We start from the raw sequence: 22,684 nt of genomic DNA, 5'->3' as shown, positions 1-22,684 counted from the left end.
CGGCGAGCTCTCGATCTGCTCTCTTACGGCGGCCGCAGTCCTTAAACGTCAGGGTACCTGTCGTTCCGATCTCCGACAGATCATGTCAAGACGTCGCAAACTACAGCAGCCGTTCAAAATCCTAATGATGTTTTCGCCGCGTAATCTTCGCGCTCAGGGTGCGCGTCAACGCGGTGTCGTTACACGCTTCGGTGGAGTCATTGTCTTAGACCTCCCGTATCTGTGTTGACGATCAAAGCATGCGCCCGGTTTTCGCGGTCGTCAAGCGGCCCCGTCGGGATGTTCGAAAGCGCGCAAAAGGCGCCGGCCGAGGACCGCCCAGGGCGGACCTGCGGCCCGGCGATCCGTCCGGCTCGCGGGTTCAGGCGATCGCGCCGCCGCCGCGCTTCGTCACCACCACCACGGACGGCCGCGGCGGCATGCCCGTCGCGAAGTCCGGCCAGCGGGTGGCGGGGACCTCGAAAGTCCCCGGGGCCTTGTCGTCGTCGCTCTCGCCGGGGTGCTGGACGGCGAGGAACAGCGTCGTGTCGTCCGCGGTGAAGTAGGGGCCGCACATCTCTGCGCCGGCCGGCACGCGGAAGAAGTGTTTTGAAGCGCCCCGGGCGGTCCCTTCGGTCTCGAGCGCCCACAGTCCGTCGGCTCGGCCTGTGCTCTTCGCCCCGTTGCCGTCCGTCGCGATCCAGAGCCGCCCCTGCGCGTCGACCGCGCAGTTGTCGGGCATCCCGAACCAGCCGTTCACGCTGGTCGCGCTGGAAAAGGTCGCGCCAACCGCTGCGATCGACGGGTCGCCGCACTTCACCAGGATCTCCCAGGCGAATCCTTCCGCCGCATGATCGCCGCCGTCCGGAGTGATTTCGACGATGTGGCCGAAGGCGTTCTCGGGCCGCGGGTTAGCGGCGTCGACCTGGTCGGCCTTCCGCTTCGAGTTGTTGGTCAGCATCACGTAGACCTTGCCCGTCTTCGGGTTGGCCTCGACGTCTTCCGGGCGGTCCATCTTGGTGGCGCCCAGCAGGTCCGCCGCGCGGCGCGCTTCGATCACCACGTCGGCCTGGCTCGCGAAGCCGTTGACCGGGGTGAGGGGCCCTTCGCCCTGGACGAGGCGCATCCAGCGACCGCGGCCGTCGGCGTCGAAGCGCGCGACATGCAGAACGCCGTCGTCGAGAATGTCCGCGTTGTGCGCGCGGTCCGCCATGTCGACCTTCGCGGCCGTCACGAAGCGGTAGACGTAGTCGAAGCGCTCGTCGTCGCCCTGGTAGACGACGAACCGGCCGTCGGCCGACAGGGCGTTCGCGGCGCCCTCGTGCTTAAAGCGCCCCATGGCGGTCCGCTTCTTCGGGGTCGAGGCCGGATCCGTCGGGTCGATCTCGACCACCCAGCCGAAGCGGTTCGGTTCGTTCGGCTCCTTGGCCACGTCGAAGCGGTCGTGGAACCGGCCCCAGGCCTGCCAGGGACTGCCGGTGATGCCAATGCGCTTGTAGTTCGTCGCTTCCCGGTGGTCGTCGGCGACCTTGCCCCAGAAGTAGTTGTTGGTGTTCTCTTCGCAGGTGAGCCACGTGCCCCACGGGGTTACGCCGCCCGCGCAATTGTTGATCATGCCTCGCACCCGCCGACCCTCCGGATCGTAGGATGTCCGGAGCCGCTCGTGGCCCGCGGCGGGGCCGTGGATCGCGATTTCGGTCTCGGCGGTGATGCGGCGCGTGTAGCGGGAGTTGGGGACCACCGACCACTTGCCGCCGGCGCGGGCGATCTCGACGACCGAGCCGCCGTGGGCGGCCATCTCGATGTCCACCAGCTCGCGCGTCATGCCGGCGAGGGCGGCGGACTTGGAATCCTGCACCCCGAGCCCCGGAAACATCAGCTCTTCGTTGGTGTACTCATGGTTCACGACCAGGAGGCCGCGGTCGGCCGAGCCGTCCAGCGGCACGAAGCCCACGAAGTCGTTGTTGTAGCCGAACTGCAGGCGTTGCTTCTCGGCCGTCTGGGCGAGGGGATCGAAAGCGGGCGCGTCTGGAAACAGCGGATCGCCCCACCGCAGCAGCACGTCGGCGTCGTAGCCGTCCGCGACGTGGTGGGTCTCGTCGATGCCCGCTTCGATCTCCTTGAAGTCGAACCGGGACGCCGGCTCGGCGGCCGAGGCGGCGCCTGCGGCGTCGAGCGCCCGCGGCGAGATCGTGGCCGCGATCGCCGTCGCCGCAAGCGCGCCGCGCATCAGGTCCCGTCGCGAGAAGCGCGCGGCGATGATCTCGCCCAGGGTCGGATTCGCGCTGCTGTTGCGCCCGACGTTCTCGGCGTCCTCGCAGGCGACGGCGCGGGTGGTGCGAAGGTCGTCGGTCATGGCGGGGTCCGTCCGGCTGTTCTGGAAGGAGTCGTCACGCCCTGCGGCGGCGCCGACAAGAAGGTTTCTAAAAACTTTCCATGTCGTGGCGGTGACATCACGACTGCGGCAGCGGTCCGTAAAGGAGTTTCAAGTAAGTCTCGTCCCGTCGACGTCCGGGGGGACAGCGAGTGACGATGCATGAACCGCCGCGAAGCTTCAGGTCCGGCATGCTGTTGCCCGAGCTCGTCTCGACCCGGGGGATCGCGGCCGTCTGGGTCGTGCTCGCGCACACGCTCGCGACTGTCCTCAAAGGCCAGGGCGAACTGCCGGCCCCGGTGGAGTACACGCGGCTCGTCGTGGACTTCTTCTTCGTGCTGAGCGGCTTCGTGCTGGCCCACATGTACGATCCGCCGTGGAGCGAGGGGCGGTTCCGGCACGGCGCCTTTCTGGTCCGCCGGCTGGCGCGGCTCTGGCCGCTTCACATGTTCACGCTGTGCGTGATGGGAGCGATCGTGACGGCGGGACGCCTGATGGGCGCCGAGCCGGACAACCCGCACACGGCCTACACCTTCCTCGTCAACGCCGCGATGCTGCACTCGACCTGGCTTGCGCCGGACCTCGCCTGGAACTGGCCGTCATGGTCGATAAGCGCGGAATGGTGCGCCTATCTCGCGATCCCGCTGTTCCTGGCGGCGGCGGATCGCGTTCGCGGCACGCCCCAGCGCGTCGTCGCGATGCTAGTCCTGTTCCTTGCCTGCTCGCTGTTCTCGCACTGGGCCTTCGGCCTCGACCTGACCTCGCTCACCGCCGACGGCGGGGCGCTGCGCATCGCGCCGTCGTTCTTCGCCGGCATCCTCCTGCGCCGCATCTTCGACGACGAGCCGGCGCTGGTCGCGATGACGCCGCGGATCTATGCCGCGTCCGTGGCCGGGGTGTTCGGCGTCTGCGCGGTTCTGGTGGCGCTCAACGCCCCCTACGACGCCCTCTGGCCGCCGATGATCGTGCTGGTCGCTGCGCTCGCCTCGCGCGCCACCTGGGTCGAGCCGGGGCTGCTGCGGGGCCGCGTCCTGAACTGGCTCGGCGACATCTCCTATTCGATCTACCTCACGCATGCGATCGTGCTCACGGTGCTGTTCAACAGCGCCGAGATTCTCGGCTTCGGCGACAGGCTGGCCGAACGCGCGGCGCTGGGCTTGAGCGTACCCTTCGCGACCCTGGTCGCATCGCAGATCACCTACGCATGGGTCGAGAAACCTGGCCGCAAGCTGGTCATGCGCATCGCCGAGCGCGGCGAACGCAAAGCTTTGCGGCCCGCCGGAGCGGAATGAGCTGATGATCTTCGATCTGCAGAGCGGCGAGACGCCGAAGGAGATCACGGGCGACGTCTGCGTCGTCGGCACGGGCCCCGCGGGCGTCACGCTGGCGCTCGAACTCGCCCGCAAGGGACGCAGCGTGGTCCTGCTCGAAGGGGGCGGCGAGGCTTACGAGGAGTCGAGCCAGGCGCTCTACGAGGGCGCCGTGATCGGGCACGGCCACATCGACGTGGCGGCGTCGCGCCTCCGGCAGTTCGGCGGCACGTCCGGCCACTGGACCGGGCTCTGCGCGCCGCTCGACGCGCTCGACTTCGAGACCCGAGCCGACATTCCCCACCACGGCTGGCCGATCACCCGCGCCGACCTCGACCCCTTCTACGCCCGCGCGCACCCCTATCTCGACCTCGGGCCCTACCGCTACGATTGGGAGGATTGGCGCTCGATCGTGCCCTTTCCCGCGCTGCCGCTCGACCCGACGAAAATTCTCACCGACGTCTACCAGCAGAGCCCTCCGACCCGGTTCGCCGAGAAGTTCATGGAGACGGTGCGGGCCGATCCGAAGATCGCCTGCTGGACGCACGCGAACCTCGTCGACGTGACGCTGGCCGACGGCGGCGACGTCGTCACATCGGTCGCCGTTCGCACGCTCGACGGCCGGGCGACGACCGTGAAGGCCAAGACCTACGTCATCGCCTGCGGCGGCATCGAGAACGCCCGCATCCTGCTCAACGCCCGCAAGCAGCGCCCCGCGGGCCTGGGCAACGAGCACGATCTCGTCGGCCGGTTCTACACCGACCACATGACGATCGAGACCTCGATGCTGCTGTTCCGGGACGACGTCGACACCCGGCTCTACCCGACCTCGCTGAAGTACGACGGCGCCGAGATCCTGATGGGTCTCAAGGTCCATCCCGACGTTGTGAAGGCCAGAAACCTCAACAACAACTCGGCCTTCCTCGTCGCGGACTACGGCGACGCGGTCTACAGCGACGACTTCCGGAACTACGGCTGGGTGGCGTTCTCCACCATGCTGAAGACCTTCAGCCGGGGGCATGTGCCGGACCGGTTCGCGGAACGCACCTGCGACGTGGTCGACGACCTGGGCTCGGTCGCGACCGGCGTCTACCGCCACGCCCTGCGGCGCGTGCTGCCCGAAAAGCCCGCCCAGGCGTTCCGCCTGCGGCAGGACGCCGAGCAGGCGCCGAACCCCGACAGCCGCGTGACGCTGACCGCGGACACCGACCCGTTCGGGCTGCAGCGCATCGCGCTCGACTGGCGGGTGACGAACGAGGACCTGCTGCGTCTGCGCCGGACCCACCAGTTCATCGGCGAGCAGGTGGGCGCGGCGGGTCTCGGCCGGCTGCAGCTCGGCGTGAGCGACCCGCCGGACCCCGACATCGCCTATTCCGGCTACCACCACATGGGCACCACCCGCATGCACGCAGATCCGCGGCAGGGCGTCGTGGACGCCGACTGCCGGGTGCATTCGACGAAGAACCTCTACATGGCCGGCAGTTCCGTGTTCACGACCGGCGGCTGCGCCAACCCGACCCTCACAATCACCGCGCTCGCGATCCGCCTCGCCGAGCACCTCGCGGTCAGCGCCTGAGGAGGGCGACATGGGCAAGCTCACCCGCCGGGCGCTGCTCGGGACCGCAGCCGTCGGCGCCTTCGGCCTCGCGGCCTATGGCGGCGGTCGCGTGGCCTGCAGCTTCGTGCCGCGCAACCACCCGGACTTCTTCTCGCTGCTGGACATCCCGCCGGACGGCGCCGTCGCGCGCCGGATCGGGGAGGGCGCGCTGGCCGAGGCGAGCCTCTCTTCGGATTTCGACGGACTCGCGGCGGCGATGAAGCTCCGCCCGCTGATCGCCGAGGCGGTCGCGACGGATTGCCCGACGACCCGTCGGCAGCTGGTCCAGGACCAGTGCGCAGCGGACTTCGCCGAAGGCCGCTGCGTCGTGATCGACGGCTGGGTGCTGTCGGAGACGGAAGCAAGCCTCTGCGCCGCGAAACTGCTGCGGCCGTCGCTGATCTGACGGCCGCGGGAGCGCCCGGGCGGGGCCGGACGCTCTGCGTCTCTCACTCGTCGGTCTTGCAGCTCTCGGGAGCGTCGGCGGCGGGCTTCGGGGGCGGCGTTTTGCCGTCGAACGGCTTGTAGGACGCCTTGAGCTCGGCGGTCATCCACTCGCCGGCGTCCTCGGGCTTGTCCTTGTAGAGGTGGCGCACCCAGGCCATCGTCAGCAGCATCTCGTCGACGTTCATCGAGCCGTACATCGGCCCCATCTGCCCGCTTGCGCCGCCGAAGATGAGCTCGAACAGGCCCTTGTCGGTCGCGCCCTGCGGGTAGGTCCAGTAGCTGTCGTTGAGGCCCGGCCCAAGCTTGCCCTCGCCCTTCTGGCCATGGCAGCCCGAGCACATGGCGAGGAACAGCTGCTCTCCTTTGGCGAGGCAGCTCGGGTTCCCGAGGTAGGCGTTCTTGCCCGTCTCGACGAAAGCCTTGAACGCCTCCGTGTCCTTGCCCTCAGGCGGAGCGTCGTCGAGGTTCAGCACCTCGCCCGTCACCGCGTTGTTGAAGGTGAGCGCCGCCTTCGCGCCCATGACGCCCGCCGCGCCGATCGCCGCCGTCAGCGCCGCGGCAGCTGCGCCCTTCATCCAAGCTCTCGCCATGTCATTCCTCCCGCTCGTTTCTCAAAAATCGAAGAGTTGCCAATTATAAAACTCATATTATAAGTATGAGTTCGTATAATTTTCTCCGCTTGTGGTCGCGACACATAAATGACACCGCTGATATTGCGATCAGGGCCGGCCTCACATTGCCGTCAGGGCCTCGTGATCGCCCTGATCATCTTGGTGGGGCGGGATTGCGCTTGCGACCAAAGTCAAAGTGGCCGTAATCGCCATGTTCGACTGCGCGCAACGAAAAAGGGCGCCCGAAGGCGCCCTTGAGAGCTCGGCGGCGAGGCCGCCGTCGCGATCGATCGGCCTCAGGCCGAGTAGTACATGTCGAACTCGACCGGGTGCGGCGTGTGCTCGAACCGGATCACCTCCTTCATCTTCAGCTCGATGAAGCTGTCGATCTGGTCGTCGGTGAACACGCCCCCCTTCTTGAGGAACTCGCGGTCCTTATCGAGGTTCTGCAGCGCCTCGCGCAGGGACCCCGAAACGGTCGGGATCTTCTTCAGCTCACGCGGCGGCAGATCATAGAGATCCTTGTCCATCGCCGGGCCCGGATCGATCTTGTTGGTGATGCCGTCGAGGCCGGCCATCAGCAGCGCCGCGAAGGCGAGGTAGGGGTTCGCGGTCGGGTCGGGGAACCGCACCTCGACGCGCTTCGCCTTCGGCGAGTTCGTCCACGGGATGCGGCAGGAGGCCGAGCGGTTGCGCGCGGAGTAGGCCAGCAGCACCGGGGCCTCGAAGCCCGGGACAAGCCGCTTGTAGCTGTTCGTCGACGGGTTGGTGAAGGCGTTCAGCGCCTTGGCGTGCTTGATGATGCCGCCAATGTACCAGAGGCACTCCTGGCTGAGGCCGGCGTACTTGTCGCCGGCGAACTGCGGCTTGCCGTCCTTCCAGATCGACTGGTGGACGTGCATGCCCGAGCCGTTGTCGCCGTAGACCGGCTTCGGCATGAAGGTCGCCGTCTTGCCGTAGGAATGCGCGACCTGGTGGATGCAGTACTTGTAGACCTGCAGGTGGTCGGCGATGCGGACGATCTTTTCGAACTTCAGGCCGAGCTCGTGCTGGGCGGAGGCCACCTCGTGGTGGTGTTTCTCGACGACCGCGCCCATGGCGGCCATCGCGGCCAGCATCTCGCCGCGCATGTCCTGCTCGCTGTCCACCGGCGGCACGGGGAAGTAGCCGCCCTTGGTGCGGACACGGTGGCCCATGTTGCCGGTGTCGTAGTCGGTGTCGGAGTTCGTCGGCAGCTCGATCGAGTCGAGCTTGAAGCCGGTGTTGTAGGGGGTCGCCGCGAACTTGACGTCGTCGAACACGAAGAACTCGGCTTCGGGCCCGAAATAGACGGTGTCGCCGATCCCCAGCGACTGCATGTAGACCTCGGCCTTCTTCACCGTGCCCCGCGGGTCGCGCTCGTAGGGCTCGCCGGTCGTGGGCTCGAGCACGTCGCAGACCACCGACAGGGTGGTGGCGGCGAAGAACGGGTCCAGACAGGCGGTGGCGACGTCCGGCATCAGCAGCATGTCGGACTCGTTGATCGCCTTCCAGCCGGCGATCGACGAGCCGTCGAACATCTGGCCTTCCGCGAAAAACTCGTCGTCCACCATCGTGATGTCGAAGGTGACGTGCTGCCACTTGCCCTGGGGGTCGGTGAAGCGGAGATCGACGTACTTGACGTCGTTCTCTTGGATGAAGGCGAGAACGTCCTTGGCCGTGGTCATTGCCATTTTGATTATCCTTATCCTTGTTCAGGAGTGGGGCTTCGGCCGCTCATCGGCGGCCGTATCCAAGGCTCAGATCGCGTCGACGCCGACTTCCCCCGTACGGATGCGGATGGCTTCTTCGACGGCCGACACGAAGATCTTGCCGTCGCCGATGCGGCCTGTCGCGGCAGCCTTTCGGATGGCTTCCACGGCGCGGTCGAGCAGGTCGTCGCCGATGACGACCTCGATCTTCACCTTCGGGAGAAAATCCACCACGTACTCCGCGCCACGGTACAGCTCGGTGTGGCCCTTCTGCCGGCCGAAGCCCTTGGCTTCCGTGACCGTGATGCCCTGGACGCCGACCTCTTGAAGCGCTTCCTTCACCTCGTCAAGCTTGAACGGCTTAATGATCGCTTCGATTTTCTTCACGTTTCCAGGCCTCCTTGGCGTCGGTCGCCGCGCGCCGATGGGTCGTGAAACCGCGTGGCGGGACCTCGCGCACTTAAGCAGCTAGCGTGCCAATCTTCCACGCTCTGCGAAACCGCTGCGTCTTCGGCTCGTTTGAAAGATAGGTCATCCGAGGGAAAGGGCAGCCGCCGCCTTCCTGATGAATTAGATGGCGATATGCACAATAAAGAAGCGGTTAAATCGGAGGCGGGGTCCGGTGTCAGCGCGAGAATTGGGCAGAAAGCGCTTTTGGGTGGAGCGGAGCCGTTGACCCTGGAGCTTCTGTCGACGTTCGAGATGGCCGAAGCGGACCGCCGCGCGCCGGCCGCAGGCGCAAGCGGCGCGGAGCTGATGGAGGCCGCCGGACGCGCCGTCGCCGACGCCGCGCTCGACCTTTGGCCGCTCGCCCGCCGCGTCATCGTTATGGCCGGGCCGGGGAACAACGGCGGCGACGGCTACGTTGCGGCCCGTCTGCTCGCGGCGCGAGGCCTCGAGGTCGCGATCGCCGCGTTCGTCCCGCGCGGGCGGCTGACGGGCGATGCGGCGGCCGCCGCCGCCCGCTGGCAGGGACCCGTGGTCCCACTCGACGAGGCGGAGTTTTCGGACGCCGACATCGTGGTCGACGCGCTGTTCGGCGCCGGCCTATCCCGCGCGCTTGAAGGCGCCGCCGCGGAGGCGGCCGAACGGCTCCGCGCGATCGCGGTCCCGACGCTCGCCGTCGACGTCCCGAGCGGCCTCGACGGGAACACCGGCCAGCCCGCCGGGCAGGGTCCCATCGTCCGGGCGGACGCCACCGTCACCTTCGTCCGCCTCAAGCCGGGCCATGTGCTCTATCCCGGCCGTGGGCTCTGCGGCCGCCTCGTCCTCGCGGACATCGGGATGCCGCAACGCGTGGTCGAAAGTCTCGGCGCGACCGCTTTCCTCAACCGCCCGGCGCTATGGCGGGCCGCTTTGCCGCGTCCCAAGCCCGAGGGCCACAAATATGGCCGCGGGCACTGCGTGGTGTGGACCGGGCCCGAGTTCGCGACCGGCGCGGCGCGTCTGTCCGCGGTTTCGGCGCTGAGGGCGGGGGCCGGCGCCGTGACGCTGATCGGGCCGCCCGCGGCGCTCCGCATCCACGCCGCGCACGTCACCGCCGTCATGTTGCGACCGGCGGACGACGCCGCGGGATTCGCGGCCGCGGCTGGCCTGCGCCGGACCGACGCGGCGGTCGTCGGCCCCGGGGCGGGCGAGGGCGTGGAGCAGATCGTCCGCCGGGCGCTCGACCTTGCAGGCTCCGTCGTGTTGGACGCCGACGCATTCACCGCGTTCGCGGGACGGCCCGGAGACCTTGCGGAGGCGATCGCGACGCGGGCCGACCGCCCTGTGGCGCTCACCCCGCACGAAGGCGAGTTCGGCCGCCTCTTCGGCGACGCGGCTCCCTCGGGATCGAAGCTCGAGCGGGCGCGCGAGGCTGCGGCCCGGCTGGGCGCCGTGGTGGTGCTGAAGGGGCCGGACACGGTGGTGGCTTCGCCCGACGGGCGGGCTGCGATCGCCGACAACGCGCCGGCCTATCTCGCCACGGCCGGAGCGGGCGACGTGCTGGCAGGGATTACCGCCGGCCTGCTGGCGCAAGGCGCGCCCGTCTTCGAGGCCGCAGCCGCTGCGGTCTGGATTCACGGCGAGGCCGCGACGCGCGTCGGGCGCGGCCTGATCGCCGATGATCTGCCGGGCGCGCTGCCGGAAGTCCTCGCGGCGCTGGACTGACGCGCATGTCAGTTTTTTGCTGCGCGCGGCTTCGGCCATGATATAGAGCGTCCGCTTCCGCGCCGGTTCCGGCGCGAGGAGCAATGCGCCCGGCGCGGGCGTGGTGGAACTGGTAGACACGCGGGATTTAGGTTCCCGTGGCGCAAGCCGTGGGGGTTCGAGCCCCTCCGCCCGCACCAAGCCCGTGACCTCAAGCCCGCCGCCATCCGAGACACAAGGACCGCGGTCGCGCGCAGCTCGAAAAGCGCGCCGCCCGCGGAGGATCCGAAGAGACCACTCTCATGCAGGTGACGCAAACCCTCGACGAGGGCCTGAAGCGCGAGTTCAAGATCGTCGTGCCGGCCCAGGATCTCGACGCCCGCCTGAACGAGCGGCTTACGAGCCTCAAGGACCGTGTCAACATCAACGGCTTCCGCAAGGGCAAGGTGCCGCTCGCGCACCTCAAGAAGCTCTACGGCAAGTCGGTGATGGCGGAGGTCGTCGAGCAGGCGGTCGCGGACGCCAACCGCAAGATTGTCGACGACAATGGCCTGAAGCTCGCGATGCAGCCGAAGGTCAACTTCCCCGAGGACAAGGACGAGGTCGAGGGCGTGCTCTCGGGCAAGTCCGACCTCTCCCTCGGCGTCGAGCTCGAGGTTCTGCCGACCTTTGAGGTCAAGGACGTCTCGGAGATCAAGCTCGAGAAGCTGGTGGCCGACGTCGACGACGCCGAGGTCGACGAGGCGGTCGAGCGCATCGCGAAGCAGAATCAGTCCTTCACGCCCAAGGCCGAGGGCGGGGCCGCCGCTGACGGCGACCGCGTCACCATCGACTTCGTCGGCACGATCGACGGCGAGGCCTTCGAGGGCGGCTCGGCGACCGACCAGCCGCTGACGCTGGGCTCGAACACCTTCATCCCGGGCTTCGAAGAGCAGCTCGTCGGCGTGAAGGTCGGCGACGAGACGGTCGTAAAGGTGACTTTCCCCGAGAGCTACGGCGCGGCCCACCTCGCCGGCAAGGCGGCGGAATTCGCCGTTACGGTTAAGGGAATCGAAGCGCCCGGCGCGCTGTCGATCGACGACGAGCTCGCCAAGGGCATGGGCTTCGAGGACGTCGCCGGCCTCAAGGACGCCGTCCGCAACCAGATCTCGACCGAATACGCCCGCGTGTCGCGCCAGCGCGTGAAGCGCGAGTTGCTCGACGCGCTCGACGGCCAGTACGACTTCGCGCTGCCGCCCACGCTGGTGGAGCAGGAGTTCGAGAACGTGTGGCGTCAGGTGGAGCAGGATCTCGCCCGCTCCGGCCGCACCTTCGCGGACGAGGAGACCACCGAGGACGACGCAAAGGCCGAGTACCGCAAGATCGCCGAGCGCCGCGTGCGCCTCGGCCTGGTCCTTGCGGAAATCGGCGAGACGCACGAAGTGAAGGTCACCGACGACGAGGTCACCCGCGCGCTTGTTGAGCGGGCCCGGCAGTTCCCGGGCCAGGAGCAGCAGGTGTGGGACTTCTACCGTCAGCGTCCCGAGGCTCTGGCCGAGCTGCGCGCCCCGATCTTCGAGGACAAGGTCGTCGACCTCGTGCTCGAGAAGGCGTCGGTTTCCGAGCGCAAGGTCGGCAAGGACGAACTCCTCGCCGAGCCGGACGCGGACGAGACGAAGACCGACGCGCGGTCGGCTTGACGCAGGCGCCGCAAGCGGCGTCGATAGGGCGCTCGGCCGCGCTGATTTGCGCGGCCGGCGACCGGCTCCAGTGAGGAAGAGACTTCAGAGATGCGCGATTTTCAGGATCTGACGACGAACTTCCTCATCCCGATGGTGATCGAGCAGACCAACCGTGGCGAGCGGTCGTTCGACATCTACTCCCGCCTGCTCAAAGAGCGCATCATCTTCCTGTCCGGCCCCTTCAACGACGACATGGCGGCGGTGATCTGCGCCCAGCTGCTGTTCCTCGAGGCCGAGAACCCGAAGAAGGAAATCGCGCTCTACATCAATTCGCCAGGAGGCGTCGTCACCTCCGGCCTCGCGATCTACGACACAATGCAGTACATCCGTCCGGCCGTCGCGACGCTCTGCATGGGCCAGGCCGCCTCGATGGGCTCGTTCATCCTGATGGCCGGCGAGCAGGGCATGCGCGCGGCGCTGCCGAACGCCCGCATCCTCGTGCATCAGCCGTCCGGCGGCTTCCAGGGCCAGGCCTCGGACATCGAGCGCCACGCCGAGGACATCGTGAAGATCAAGCGCCGGCTGAACGAGATCTACGTGAAGCACACCGGCCGCTCCTACGAGGAGATCGAGCGCACGCTCGACCGAGACACCATGCTGTCGGCGGAGCAGGCGCGCGACTTCGGTCTGATCGATCAGGTGTTCGAGAAGCGCCAGGTCGAGGGCGAGTCGGATTCGAAGCCGGCGTGACCCTGAAGGCGCAGCGGGCCGCAACCGACACGCCGGGCGCGTGCGCGGTTGCGGCGCCGCCGCATGAAGCTATCATAACGATCTGCGTTGCGTCGCGGCGTGACCGTGCCTACGTGACGGCGCCGATTGATTAAGCTCGATCGGCGTATGACATTCCGATGAAGCAGCGCGGCGACGGGACGCTGCTTGGGACCCGAAAGGGGTAAGATGATGAGCAAGGTCGGCGGCGGCGACGCCAAAAACACCCTCTACTGCTCCTTCTGCGGCAAGAGCCAGCACGAGGTGCGCAAGCTCATCGCAGGCCCGACGGTGTTCATCTGCGACGAGTGCGTCGAGCTGTGCATGGACATCATCCGCGAGGAGAACAAGTCCTCGCTGGTGAAGTCGCGCGACGGCATTCCGACGCCGAAGGAGATTCGCAAGGTCCTTGATGACTACGTCATCGGGCAGGACCACGCGAAGAAGGTGCTCTCGGTCGCGGTTCACAACCACTACAAGCGCCTGAACCACGCGACGAAGCACAACGACGTCGAGCTGGCGAAGTCCAACATCCTGCTGATCGGCCCGACGGGCTGCGGCAAGACGCTGCTCGCCCAGACGCTCGCGCGCATCCTCGACGTGCCGTTCACGATGGCGGACGCGACGACCCTCACCGAAGCCGGCTACGTCGGCGAGGACGTCGAGAACATCATCCTGAAGCTGCTGCAGTCCGCCGACTACAACGTCGAGCGCGCCCAGCGCGGCATCGTCTACATCGACGAGATCGACAAGATCAGCCGCAAGTCGGACAACCCCTCGATCACCCGCGACGTGTCGGGCGAGGGCGTCCAGCAGGCGCTGCTGAAGATCATGGAAGGCACCGTGGCGAGCGTTCCGCCCCAGGGCGGCCGCAAGCACCCGCAGCAGGAGTTCCTGCAGGTCGACACGACGAACATCCTGTTCATCTGCGGCGGCGCCTTCGCGGGCCTCGACAAGATCATCTCGGCCAAGGGGCAGGGCACCTCGATCGGTTTCGGCGCCAAGGTGAAGTCGGTCGACGACCGCAAGACCGGCGAGATCTTCCGCCACGTGGAGCCTGAGGACCTGCTGAAGTTCGGGCTCATCCCCGAGTTCGTCGGCCGCCTTCCGGTGCTGGCGACGCTCGAGGACCTCGACGAGGCCGCGCTGAAGACGATCTTGACCGAGCCCAAGAACGCGCTGGTGAAGCAGTACCAGCGGCTGTTCGAGATGGAGAACGTCGAGCTCGCCTTTAACGAGGAAGCCCTGACCGCGATCGCCAAGAAAGCCATCGAGCGCAAGACCGGCGCCCGCGGCCTCCGTTCGATCATGGAGCAGATCCTGCTCGACACGATGTTCGACCTGCCCGGCCTCGAGGGCGTCGAGCAGGTGGTGATCTCGGGCGACGTCGCCGACGGCAAGGGCCGCCCGCTCTACATCTACGCCGACCGCGCCAGCGAGGCCGGCGTCAGCGCCTGACGCCTGTCGGCGCAAAGCCGCTTCGAACGAAAAGACGCCCGCGGCCTGCGCCGCGGGCGTCTTTGTTTGCGTCGTCTCTCGGGGCAGAGGCCGGCCACGCAGACTGACGTCAGCTGCTGGCGAGCGGCGACGTCCTTTGGCGATCCGCTTGGCCGAAATTGATTCTTGGGCGGAGGGGCCGAGCGCTAGCGCTCGACCGATAGCGTCGTTCTTCGGGACGTCATGTCTCGGGAGACGCGGAGCAGTGGTGGGCTGACGCCTCCAGTCGCAGCCGAAAATCATTTCCTCCTAGAGAGCGTCTTCGCTCTCCGGACGCGGCGTGAAGCTCAGCGAAGCGCCCCGATTGCTTGCGACCTCTTCCGTCGAGAGAATGGCGCCATATTTCCGCAGCGTCTTCTGCAGTTCCGATACGCTGACCTGATAAACGGCCGCTTTGGACTTCACGGCGAGGGCGGCGGCGACTCCAGCGGCTTCCCCCATAATCATGTACTGCGGCTCCATGCGGAGACTGGATATGGCGACATGTGTCGAAGCGACGCACACTGAAACGAGCAAATTGGTCGCCTGCCAGCCATGCGGACAAAGACACCGATAAGGGATCTGATAGGAGGTTACCTCGCTGTAGGGGCGGGGAATGCTTCCCTCCACGGAGCCTTATTCTTCGGGTCGTCGGTGAGGCAAAGGCGGAAGGTGTACGCCTGCACGCCCCTGTCGGCGGTTCCTACCGCTTGATATCGGTAAGGATTGATCCCGGGAAGCAGCCGGCCGGCGCTGTCACGGGTCTTGTAGCTCCGAACGCTCGGATACTGATTGTAGCCCGCCGCCGGCTCCGCGAACGTCGTCTCCGGCTCGCGCCCGAAGCTATAGGTCACGCCCGCGAGGGCCATCAGGTCCCCTTCGTACGTGGCGTCGATGAAGGTGCTCGCGGTGAGCGTGGCGCCAGTGGTGAGCGTCACGGATTTAAGCTCGGCGCCCTCCTTCCGGACGCCGAGGGCAAGCGCGTTCGCGTAGGCGTCGAAACCGGCTTCCGTCAGAAAGCTGCGGAACGCCCTGAACGCCACGCTTGGTTCGAACTGCGATTCCGCGACCTTCATTCCATACAGCTTGCCGACCCGCTGGAAGAATTCTCTCGCGAGACCGCCGATCCATTGCGGGTTCTTCCCGTCCGACCAACCCAGTCCGTTCGTGCACATTCCCCCGAGCGGGTTTGGGCCGAGCACGAGAGCCACCCGCAGGTTTTCCCGCGCCGCCGCGTAGGCCGCCATGACGCCCGATGGCGTCCCACCGTAGACGAGCACGTCGTAATGCGGCTGGGCCGCCGCAAGCGGGCGCGGGATCAGCGGGGACAGGAGTCCGCCCCCGAGGGCCATCAGCGCACGGCGGCGCGTCAACGCAGACGCGATGTGGGGCATCGATGGCACCTTTGGTGAGTGAGTGGTTCAGTTCCCGCGCGGGTAGTTTCGCGAGTGGCGGGATCGTGTCAACATTAGGGCAAATATGTACGCCGCCTTCTTGCCGCCGCGGTTGATCGACGAACGGGGCGCGCCGTCGCGGGAGCGCCCTCACCAGATGTTGGTGCGGCGCAGCGTTGCCTCGTCCGTCACATGTCGCGTTCTTGACACCCCCCGGGGCGAGGGCCACCTAATCCTTCAACTAGGCGTGCACAGACCCTTCTCCGCTGCGCGCTTCCCCTTGGGCGGTCGCCCCGCGAGGCCTTAGGCTCGCACCGACGACCGCGCCGAATCGTGGCTCCGCCGTAACGCTCTCCCAAGGCGTCGGGCGCGGGCCGGTGACAAGGACCATACGATGACCACTGCCAAATCGCGCGCGCCTGCCGAAGCCGGCGGCGCCGACGTCCATCCGGTGCTGCCGCTTCGCGACATCGTGGTCTTCCCCCACATGATCGTGCCCCTGTTCGTGGGCCGCGAGAAATCGATCCGCGCCCTCGAAGAGGTCATGAAGGCGGATCGCCCCATCCTGCTCGCGACCCAGAAGAACGCGACGGACGACGATCCGGCCTCGGACGGCATCTACGAGGTCGGCACGCTCGCCTCCGTGCTGCAGCTGCTCAAGCTTCCGGACGGCACCGTCAAGGTGCTGGTCGAGGGCCAGTCGCGCGCCCGCGTGGTCGGCTACACCGACCGCACGGACTACTTCGAGGCGCGCGTTCAGCCGGTCGAAGACGAAATCGGGGATCCGGTCGAGGTCGAAGCGCTGGCGCGCTCCGTCACGGCGGACTTCGACAACTACGTGAAGCTCAACAAGAAGGTCTCTCCGGAGGTCGTCGGGGCCGTCACGCAGATCGAGGACGCGTCGAAGCTCGCCGACACCGTCGCCTCGCACCTCGCGGTCAAGATCCCCGAGAAGCAGGCGGTGCTGGAGCTGGTCGACGTCTTCCAGCGGCTTGAGAAGGTGCTGTCGCTCATGGAGAGCGAAGTCTCGGTGCTGCAGGTCGAGAAGCGCATCCGCACGCGCGTCAAGCGCCAGATGGAGAAGACTCAGCGCGAGTACTACCTGAACGAGCAGATGAAGGCGATCCAGAAGGAGCTCGGCGACGACGACGGCCGGGACGATCTGGGCGAGCTCGAAGAGCGCATCGCCAAGACGAAGCTCTCCAAGGAGGCGCGCGAGAAGGCCGACGCCGAGTTCAAGAAGCTGCGGCAGATGAGCCCGATGTCGGCGGAAGCCACCGTCGTGCGCAACTACCTCGACTGGCTGCTGTCGATCCCGTGGGGGGTCAAGAGCCGCGTCAAGAAAGATCTGCCCGCGGCCGAGAAGCTGCTGGAGTCGGAGCACTTCGGACTCGAGAAGGTCAAGGAGCGTATCGTCGAGTACCTCGCGGTGCAGAGCCGCGCCAACAAGCTCACCGGCCCGATCCTGTGCCTCGTCGGGCCTCCCGGCGTCGGCAAGACCTCGCTTGCCAAGTCGATCGCCAAGGCGACAGGACGCGAATACGTGCGGATGTCGCTCGGCGGCGTGCGGGACGAGGCGGAGATCCGCGGTCATCGCCGCACCTACATCGGCTCGATGCCCGGCAAGGTCATCCAGTCGATGAAGAAGGCGAAGAAGGCGAACCCGCTCTTCCTGCTCGACGAGATCGACAAGATGGGCATGGACTTCCGCGGCGACCCCGCCTCGGCCCTGCTCGAGGTTCTGGACCCCGAGCAGAACAGCTCCTTCAACGACCATTACCTCGAGGTCGACTATGATCTGTCGAGCGTGATGTTCGTGACGACGGCGAACACGCTGAACATCCCGCCGGCCCTGATGGACCGGATGGAGGTGATCCGCATCGCCGGCTACACCGAGGAGGAGAAGGTCGAGATCGCCCGGCGGCATCTGCTGCCTGAGATCTTCGCCAAGCACGGCCTCGGCGAGAAGGAGTTCTCCGTCGACGAGGCGGCGTTGCTCGCGGTCATCCGCCACTACACGCGGGAAGCTGGCGTCCGCAATCTGGAGCGTGAACTGTCCAACCTCGCCCGCAAGGCGGTGAAGGAACTGGTGCTCTCCAAGAAGAAGACGTCGGTCAAGGTGACGGATGCGAACCTCGCGGACTACCTCGGCGTGCAACGCTATCGCTACGGCGAGGCGGAGACCGAGGATCAGGTCGGCGTGGTCACCGGCCTTGCCTGGACGGAGGTCGGCGGCGAGCTGCTGACGATCGAAGGCGTCATGATGCCCGGCAAGGGCCGCATGACGGTGACGGGCAATCTGAAGGACGTGATGAAGGAGTCGATCTCGGCCGCGGCGTCCTACGTCCGCAGCCGCGCCGTCGACTTCGGCGTGGAGCCCCCGACGTTCGACAAGCGGGACATCCACGTGCACGTCCCCGAGGGCGCGACCCCGAAGGACGGTCCTTCGGCCGGCGTCGCGATGGCGACCGCCATCGTGTCGATCATGACGGGCATCCCGGTCCGCAAGGACATCGCGATGACCGGCGAGATCACGCTGCGCGGTCGCGTGCTGCCGATCGGCGGCCTCAAGGAGAAGCTGCTCGCGGCGCTGCGCGGCGGCATCAAGACGGTGCTGATCCCCGAGGAGAACGCCAAGGATCTGGCGGACATCCCCGACAGCGTGAAGAGCCGGCTGGAGATCGTCCCGGTCCGGTTCGTCGATGAGGCGCTCAGTCGCGCTCTGGTGCGCAAGCCGGAGCCGATCGAGTGGGACGAGCCGGTGACCCCCCTGCCGGCGCACGCCGTCGAGGACGATTCGGCGGGCATGCGGGCCCATTGACGCCATCTGCGCCGGCCGTCCCGACCCGGGACGGCCGGCGCAGATTTTTCCAGCGCCTCCGGATTGAGCTACCTCTTCAAGGGGGTGGTATCGGTCAAAACGCGTAGAAAATGACGGAAAACGCCGCGTCCGTCCTTGCGGCCACTCCCGTTTTCGGAAAGTGTGCGCGGGCTCGTTCAACGGAACGCGCCCTTGGCGCGATTCCCGACGTGTTCATGGAGGGAACGATGAACAAATCCGATCTGATCGCCGAAGTTGCGGAGACGTCCGGCCTGACCAAGCTCGACGCCGCGAAGGCTGTCGACGCGACGTTTGACGCGGTGATCGCTGCTCTCAAGAAGGGCGAAGAGGTCCGTCTCGTGGGCTTCGGCACCTTCGCGGTGGTGAAGCGCGCCGCCGGCGTCGGCCGCAATCTCCGCACCGGCGAAACCATCAAGATTCCGGAGTCCAAGACGCCGAAGTTCAAGGCCGGCCAGGCCCTGAAGGACGCCGTCAACGCCTGACGCGGACCGCCGGCGCGGACGATCTTTCCGGCTCCGTCCGGAAAGAGACGTCCCGCCGGCGCCCGTCGCACTGCCCGGCCGAACCAGCCGCTTCCCATAAGGGAGCGGCGTTTCTATATCCGGCCGGAGGGCGGTTAGCTCAGTTGGTAGAGCATCTCGTTTACACCGAGAGGGTCGGCGGTTCGAGCCCGTCACCGCCCACCAGTTTCCGGCTTTCAGGCGATCCCCGCTCGACTTGGCGCGGCGCCGACAGACCGTTGAAGCCCGGAGATCCCTTCCCGTGACCGTAACCCGCGCTCCGGACGTGCTCCGCTTCGCGCCTTCGCCGACGGGCCGCCTTCATCTCGGCAACGCCCGCACGCTGCTGCTCAACGCCCTGACCGCGCGCAAGCGGGGCGGACGCTTCGTCCTCCGCCTCGACGACACCGACCGCGCCAGGGTGCGCGAGGAATACGCCGAGGCGATCCGCGAGGATCTCGCCTGGCTCGGCCTCGTCCCGGACGTGGAGGTGCGCCAGTCCGACCGGGAGGCGCTCTACCGGGACGCCTTCGCGCGCCTGCTGGCCGCGGGGCGCGTTTATCCCGCCTACGAGACCGAGGAGGAGCTCGACCGCGCGCGTCGGCTCGCCCGCGCCTCGGGAAGGCCGCCGGTCTACGATCGCGGCGCCCTCCGGATGACGGATGCGCGGCGCGAGGCTTACCTCGCCGAGGGTCGGACGCCGCATTGGCGGTTCCGGCTGTCCGACGGCCGCATCGGCTGGGATGACGGCGTTCGTGGCCGTCAGGAGATCGATCTCGGCAGTTTGTCCGACCCCGTCGTCAGGCGCGACGACGGCTCCTTCCTCTATGTCTTCACCAGCGTGGTCGACGACGTCGATCTCGCTGTGACGGAGGTGGTGCGCGGCGAGGACCATGTCGCGAACACCGCGGTGCAGATCGACATGTTCGCCGCGCTCGGCGCCGCGCCTCCCGCCTTCGCGCACCACAATCTGCTGACGACCGCCGACGGCGCCGGCCTGTCGAAGCGCGAGGGCAGCCTGTCGCTCGGCGCGCTACGCGAGCGCGACGTCGAGGCCCTGGCGGTCGCGGCCTATGTCGCGCTCATCGGCTCCGCCGAAGCGGTGCGGCCGGTCGCCGATCTCGACGAACTGGCGACGCTGGTTGATCTGAAACGGCTCTCGCGGGCGCCGGCGCGGATCGACGAGGACGACCTGCAGGCGCTCTCGGCTAAAACCCTGCATGGCCTCGACCACGCCGCGGTCGCCTCCCGCCTTCTGGCCCTTGGCGTGGGCGGCGGCGCGGCGTTCTGGGAGGCGGTTCGCGGCAATCTCGCCCGACTCGACGAGGCGCTGGACTGGTGGCGGATCGCGACCGAGCCGCTGCCCGAGACCGCGGAGCGTCCCTCCGACGAGGACGCCGATTTCCTGGCGGAGGCGCTTGAACGGCTTCCGCCGGAGCCGTGGGACGAGACGACCTGGAAGAGTTGGACCGCGGCGCTCGGCGCCGCGACCGGCCGGAAGGGGCGGGCGCTGTTCGCGCCGCTTCGCCTGGCGTTGACGGGCTGGCCCCATGGGCCCGAACTCGCGAAGCTGCTGCCCTTCATCGGAGGGGCGCGCGCCGCTCAGCGGCTGGCGCCGCGCGGCTGAAGCGCCTGCGTTTAGGCGGTCACTTCGCGCACATCATTGGCCGCCTCACAGCGGCGCGCAGGCGGCCTCGAGCCACGCAGCCGTCGCCGGGTCGACGAAGCGGCCGATCTCGGCCAGCACCCGCGCGTGATAAGCATCGAGCCAGGCGCGCTCCTCCGCCCTCAGCAGGGCGGGCGCGATGGCCCGGCGGTCGATCGGAGCCAGCGTCAGGGTTTCGAAGCCGTACATCTCGCGCTCGGCGCCGGGAATCGTCCGGCGCTCGACCAGCACCAGCGTCTCGGTGCGGATGCCGTAATGGCCTTCCTTGTAGTAGCCCGGTTCGTTGGAGAGGATCATGCCGGGCTCAAGCGGCGTGGTCCCGAGTTTGGAGATGCGCTGCGGGCCTTCGTGAACCGACAGGTAGGATCCGACCCCATGGCCGACGCCGTGGTCGAAGTCGAGGCCGGCCTCCCAGAGCGGGCGGCGGGCGAAGGCGTCGATCTGGGCACCGGAGGCGCCCTTGGGAAAGACGGCGGTCGAGATCGCGATGTGCCCCTTGAGCACCCGCGTGAAGCGGTCCTTCATCTCGTCGGTGGCCTGGCCGATCACCACGGTGCGCGTGACGTCGGTGGTGCCGTCCTCGTATTGCGCGCCGCTGTCGATCAGGAAGAAACCCGGAGTTAACCGCGCGTTGCTCGCGCGCGTCACGCGGTAATGCGGCAGGGCGGCGTTGGGGCCTGCGGCCGAGATCGACGGAAACGACACGTCGCGCAGCAGGCCGGTCTCGCGCCGGAAGCTTTCCAGCGCCTCAGCCGCGCCGATCTCGTCCAGCGTACCCTTGGGCGCCTCCGCGTCGAGCCAGGCGAGGAAGCGGCAGAGCGCCGCGCCGTCCCGGAGCTGCGCCGCCCGCGCGCCCTCAATCTCGATCTGATTCTTCACCGCCTTCAGCTTGGCGATCGGGTCCGCCCCCCGCTGCACCCGGGCGCCCGCGGCTTCGAGCCTCCGCACAAAGGCGGCGGCGACGCCGGATGCGTCGATCCGCACGGTCTTGCCCGCGAGGCGACCGAGGGCCTGATCGAGCGCGGTCGGCTCCGCGACCTCAGCTTTCGCTTCAAGGTCCGCGCGTACAACGTTGGAAAGCTTGCGGCCGTCGAGGAACACCGTCGCCCGCCCCTCGGCCGGAACGAGCGCGAAGCCGAGCGGCAGCGGCGTGTGCGCGACGTCCGAGCCGCGGATGTTGAACGTCCAGGCGAGGGCGTGGGCGTCGGTCACCAGCAGCGCGTCGGCGCGCGCCGTAGCGAGTTCGTCTGCGATCCGTCCGAGTTTGCTGTCGACCGTTTCGCCTGCGAAGGCCGGGTCATGGAGCGCCACGGGCGCCAGGGGCGGGGCGGGCCGATCGGTCCAGATCGCGTCGACCGGGTTCTCCTCGACCGCGACCAGCGTCGCGCCGGCGTGGTCGGCCGCCTTCTCCAGCCGCTCGATCCCCTCGATCGTGTGGAGCATCGGGTCGTAGCCCACGCGCATGCCCGACGTGAGATTGCGCTTCAGCCACTCGGTGGGCGGCGTGTCGCCGACGTTCACTGTGGCGAAGACGGACGCGTCGACCTGCGTCCGCGCCTGCACGGTGTAGCGGCCGTCCACGAACAGCGCGGCGCGGTCGGCGAGCACTGCGACGAAACCGTAGGAACCGGTGAAGCCCGTGAGCCACGCCACGCGCTCGGCGGAGGGGGGCAGGTATTCGTTCTGATGCTCATCCGCCCGCGGCAGCAGGAAGCCGTCGAGCTTCAGCGTCGCGAGCCGCGCCCGAAGCGCCGCGAGCCTCGGCGCGCCCTGGGACGGGTCGGAGGTCTCGTCGAAGGTCTGGAACTTCGCCTCGAACATCGAATCTGTCCCGTAACGTTTCACGCGCGTGACCGCCGAAGGCAGGGTCGCCGACGATCAAGTCGACCTTATCCGCCGGTACTCGTCCAGGGCGTCCGGATCGATCTGGACTTCCAGGTCGAGATTGTCAGGGTGGGTGTTCGAGCCTCTCTTCTTGACGTCCGAGACCCAGTACACGTCGCCCGTAATCACGTCGAAGCAGTTGCCGCGGGGCACGACGCCCTTCTGGAGCATCAGCCCGCGGTAGTAGATCGTCTGGCCCGTCTTCGAGAACTCGACCCAGCCGATCCGGGCGGCTGCGCCCTCGATGGTTCCGCTCTTGCTCTCGACGTACATCACGCGGCGTTCGGGACCGCGCTTCGGCTTGGCGCTCATCTC

18 protein-coding genes and 2 tRNA genes are annotated in these 22,684 nt (G+C 67.6%); 12 read left to right on the top strand and 8 right to left on the bottom strand.

Annotation, left to right across the window (positions count from 1 at the left end):
* Positions 1–361 precede the first annotated feature (361 nt).
* On the bottom strand, positions 362–2,335 hold the full coding sequence (locus METY_RS16530; protein ID WP_200819715.1) for a PhoX family protein: 1,974 nt from the start codon (positions 2,333–2,335) through the stop codon (positions 362–364).
* A 176-nt stretch (positions 2,336–2,511) separates the two neighbouring features.
* On the opposite strand from METY_RS16530, the gene METY_RS16525 reads away from it, so the two are divergent.
* From METY_RS16525 to METY_RS16515, 3 genes are read left to right on the top strand one after another with little or no spacing between them, the layout of a single operon-like run.
* A complete protein-coding gene (locus METY_RS16525) occupies positions 2,512–3,645 on the top strand; it encodes an acyltransferase family protein (RefSeq protein ID WP_103122474.1) in 1,134 nt (377 codons plus the stop codon).
* Positions 3,646–3,649: 4 nt separating this feature from the next.
* Positions 3,650–5,239 carry an FAD-dependent oxidoreductase gene (locus METY_RS16520; protein ID WP_103122473.1) on the top strand — a complete coding sequence of 530 codons (1,590 nt, stop codon included), beginning with the start codon at positions 3,650–3,652 and terminating at the stop codon, positions 5,237–5,239.
* Positions 5,240–5,249: 10 nt separating this feature from the next.
* Positions 5,250–5,666 carry a hypothetical protein gene (locus tag METY_RS16515; RefSeq protein ID WP_103122472.1) on the top strand — a complete coding sequence of 139 codons (417 nt, stop codon included), beginning with the start codon at positions 5,250–5,252 and terminating at the stop codon, positions 5,664–5,666.
* 43 nt (positions 5,667–5,709) lie between these two features.
* On the opposite strand, the gene moxG is transcribed toward METY_RS16515, so the two are convergent.
* The 3 genes from moxG to METY_RS16500 form a co-directional block, all read right to left on the bottom strand.
* On the bottom strand, positions 5,710–6,297 hold the full coding sequence (moxG, locus tag METY_RS16510) for a cytochrome c(L), periplasmic (protein WP_103122471.1): 588 nt from the start codon (positions 6,295–6,297) through the stop codon (positions 5,710–5,712).
* Positions 6,298–6,614: 317 nt separating this feature from the next.
* The gene (gene glnA / locus METY_RS16505; protein ID WP_103122470.1) at positions 6,615–8,024 is read right to left on the bottom strand and encodes a type I glutamate--ammonia ligase; all 1,410 of its coding nucleotides are present in this window, start codon (positions 8,022–8,024) and stop codon (positions 6,615–6,617) included.
* Positions 8,025–8,096: 72 nt separating this feature from the next.
* Complete coding sequence (locus METY_RS16500; RefSeq protein ID WP_020185465.1) at positions 8,097–8,435, bottom strand: P-II family nitrogen regulator; 339 nt, start codon at positions 8,433–8,435, stop codon at positions 8,097–8,099.
* 315 nt (positions 8,436–8,750) lie between these two features.
* Here METY_RS16500 and METY_RS16495 point away from each other — a divergent pair, with 315 nt between their 5' ends.
* The 5 genes from METY_RS16495 (at position 8,751) to clpX (ending at position 14,065) form a co-directional block, all read left to right on the top strand.
* Positions 8,751–10,199, top strand: coding sequence for an NAD(P)H-hydrate dehydratase (locus METY_RS16495; protein WP_103122506.1), 1,449 nt, complete (start codon positions 8,751–8,753; stop codon positions 10,197–10,199).
* 94 nt (positions 10,200–10,293) lie between these two features.
* Positions 10,294–10,378: transfer RNA gene (locus METY_RS16490), tRNA-Leu, on the top strand.
* Between the two features lie 102 nt (positions 10,379–10,480).
* Positions 10,481–11,857: a trigger factor gene (gene tig / locus METY_RS16485; RefSeq protein ID WP_103122469.1), complete on the top strand. Its 1,377-nt coding sequence runs from the start codon at positions 10,481–10,483 to the stop codon at positions 11,855–11,857.
* 90 nt (positions 11,858–11,947) lie between these two features.
* A complete protein-coding gene (locus METY_RS16480) occupies positions 11,948–12,589 on the top strand; it encodes an ATP-dependent Clp protease proteolytic subunit (RefSeq protein WP_103122468.1) in 642 nt (213 codons plus the stop codon).
* Positions 12,590–12,799: 210 nt separating this feature from the next.
* Positions 12,800–14,065: an ATP-dependent Clp protease ATP-binding subunit ClpX gene (gene clpX / locus METY_RS16475; RefSeq protein ID WP_024816355.1), complete on the top strand. Its 1,266-nt coding sequence runs from the start codon at positions 12,800–12,802 to the stop codon at positions 14,063–14,065.
* A gap of 288 nt (positions 14,066–14,353) precedes the next feature.
* Here clpX and METY_RS21480 read toward each other — a convergent pair whose 3' ends face one another.
* Both METY_RS21480 and METY_RS21475 read right to left on the bottom strand, forming a co-directional pair.
* The gene (locus tag METY_RS21480) at positions 14,354–14,713 is read right to left on the bottom strand and encodes an FAD-dependent oxidoreductase (RefSeq protein WP_244593702.1); all 360 of its coding nucleotides are present in this window, start codon (positions 14,711–14,713) and stop codon (positions 14,354–14,356) included.
* The gene (locus METY_RS21475) at positions 14,677–15,477 is read right to left on the bottom strand and encodes an FAD-dependent oxidoreductase (protein ID WP_244593701.1); all 801 of its coding nucleotides are present in this window, start codon (positions 15,475–15,477) and stop codon (positions 14,677–14,679) included. Before METY_RS21475 ends, METY_RS21480 begins: the two co-directional genes overlap by 37 nt.
* Positions 15,478–15,871: 394 nt before the next feature.
* Here METY_RS21475 and lon point away from each other — a divergent pair, with 394 nt between their 5' ends.
* The 4 genes from lon to METY_RS16450 all read left to right on the top strand — a co-directional run bounded on the left by lon (position 15,872) and on the right by METY_RS16450 (position 20,446).
* Positions 15,872–18,298 (top strand): endopeptidase La, encoded by a 2,427-nt coding sequence (gene lon / locus METY_RS16465; protein WP_103122467.1) that lies wholly within the window; start codon positions 15,872–15,874, stop codon positions 18,296–18,298.
* A gap of 110 nt (positions 18,299–18,408) precedes the next feature.
* A complete protein-coding gene (locus METY_RS16460; RefSeq protein WP_255400979.1) occupies positions 18,409–18,801 on the top strand; it encodes an HU family DNA-binding protein in 393 nt (130 codons plus the stop codon).
* A gap of 128 nt (positions 18,802–18,929) precedes the next feature.
* A tRNA-Val gene (locus tag METY_RS16455) sits at positions 18,930–19,005 on the top strand.
* Between the two features lie 76 nt (positions 19,006–19,081).
* Positions 19,082–20,446 (top strand): glutamate--tRNA ligase, encoded by a 1,365-nt coding sequence (locus METY_RS16450; RefSeq protein WP_160147374.1) that lies wholly within the window; start codon positions 19,082–19,084, stop codon positions 20,444–20,446.
* A 45-nt stretch (positions 20,447–20,491) separates the two neighbouring features.
* On the opposite strand, the gene METY_RS16445 is transcribed toward METY_RS16450, so the two are convergent.
* Positions 20,492–22,306: an aminopeptidase P family protein gene (locus METY_RS16445; protein ID WP_103122465.1), complete on the bottom strand. Its 1,815-nt coding sequence runs from the start codon at positions 22,304–22,306 to the stop codon at positions 20,492–20,494.
* A gap of 57 nt (positions 22,307–22,363) precedes the next feature.
* Positions 22,364–22,681, bottom strand: coding sequence for a hypothetical protein (locus METY_RS16440; RefSeq protein WP_103122464.1), 318 nt, complete (start codon positions 22,679–22,681; stop codon positions 22,364–22,366).
* Positions 22,682–22,684: the final 3 nt, after the last annotated feature.

It is taken from the genome of Methylopila sp. Yamaguchi, from assembly GCF_002897035.1.
Taxonomy (GTDB): Bacteria; Pseudomonadota; Alphaproteobacteria; order Rhizobiales; family Methylopilaceae; genus Methylopila.
This window is presented reverse-complemented; position numbering and strand designations above follow the sequence as displayed.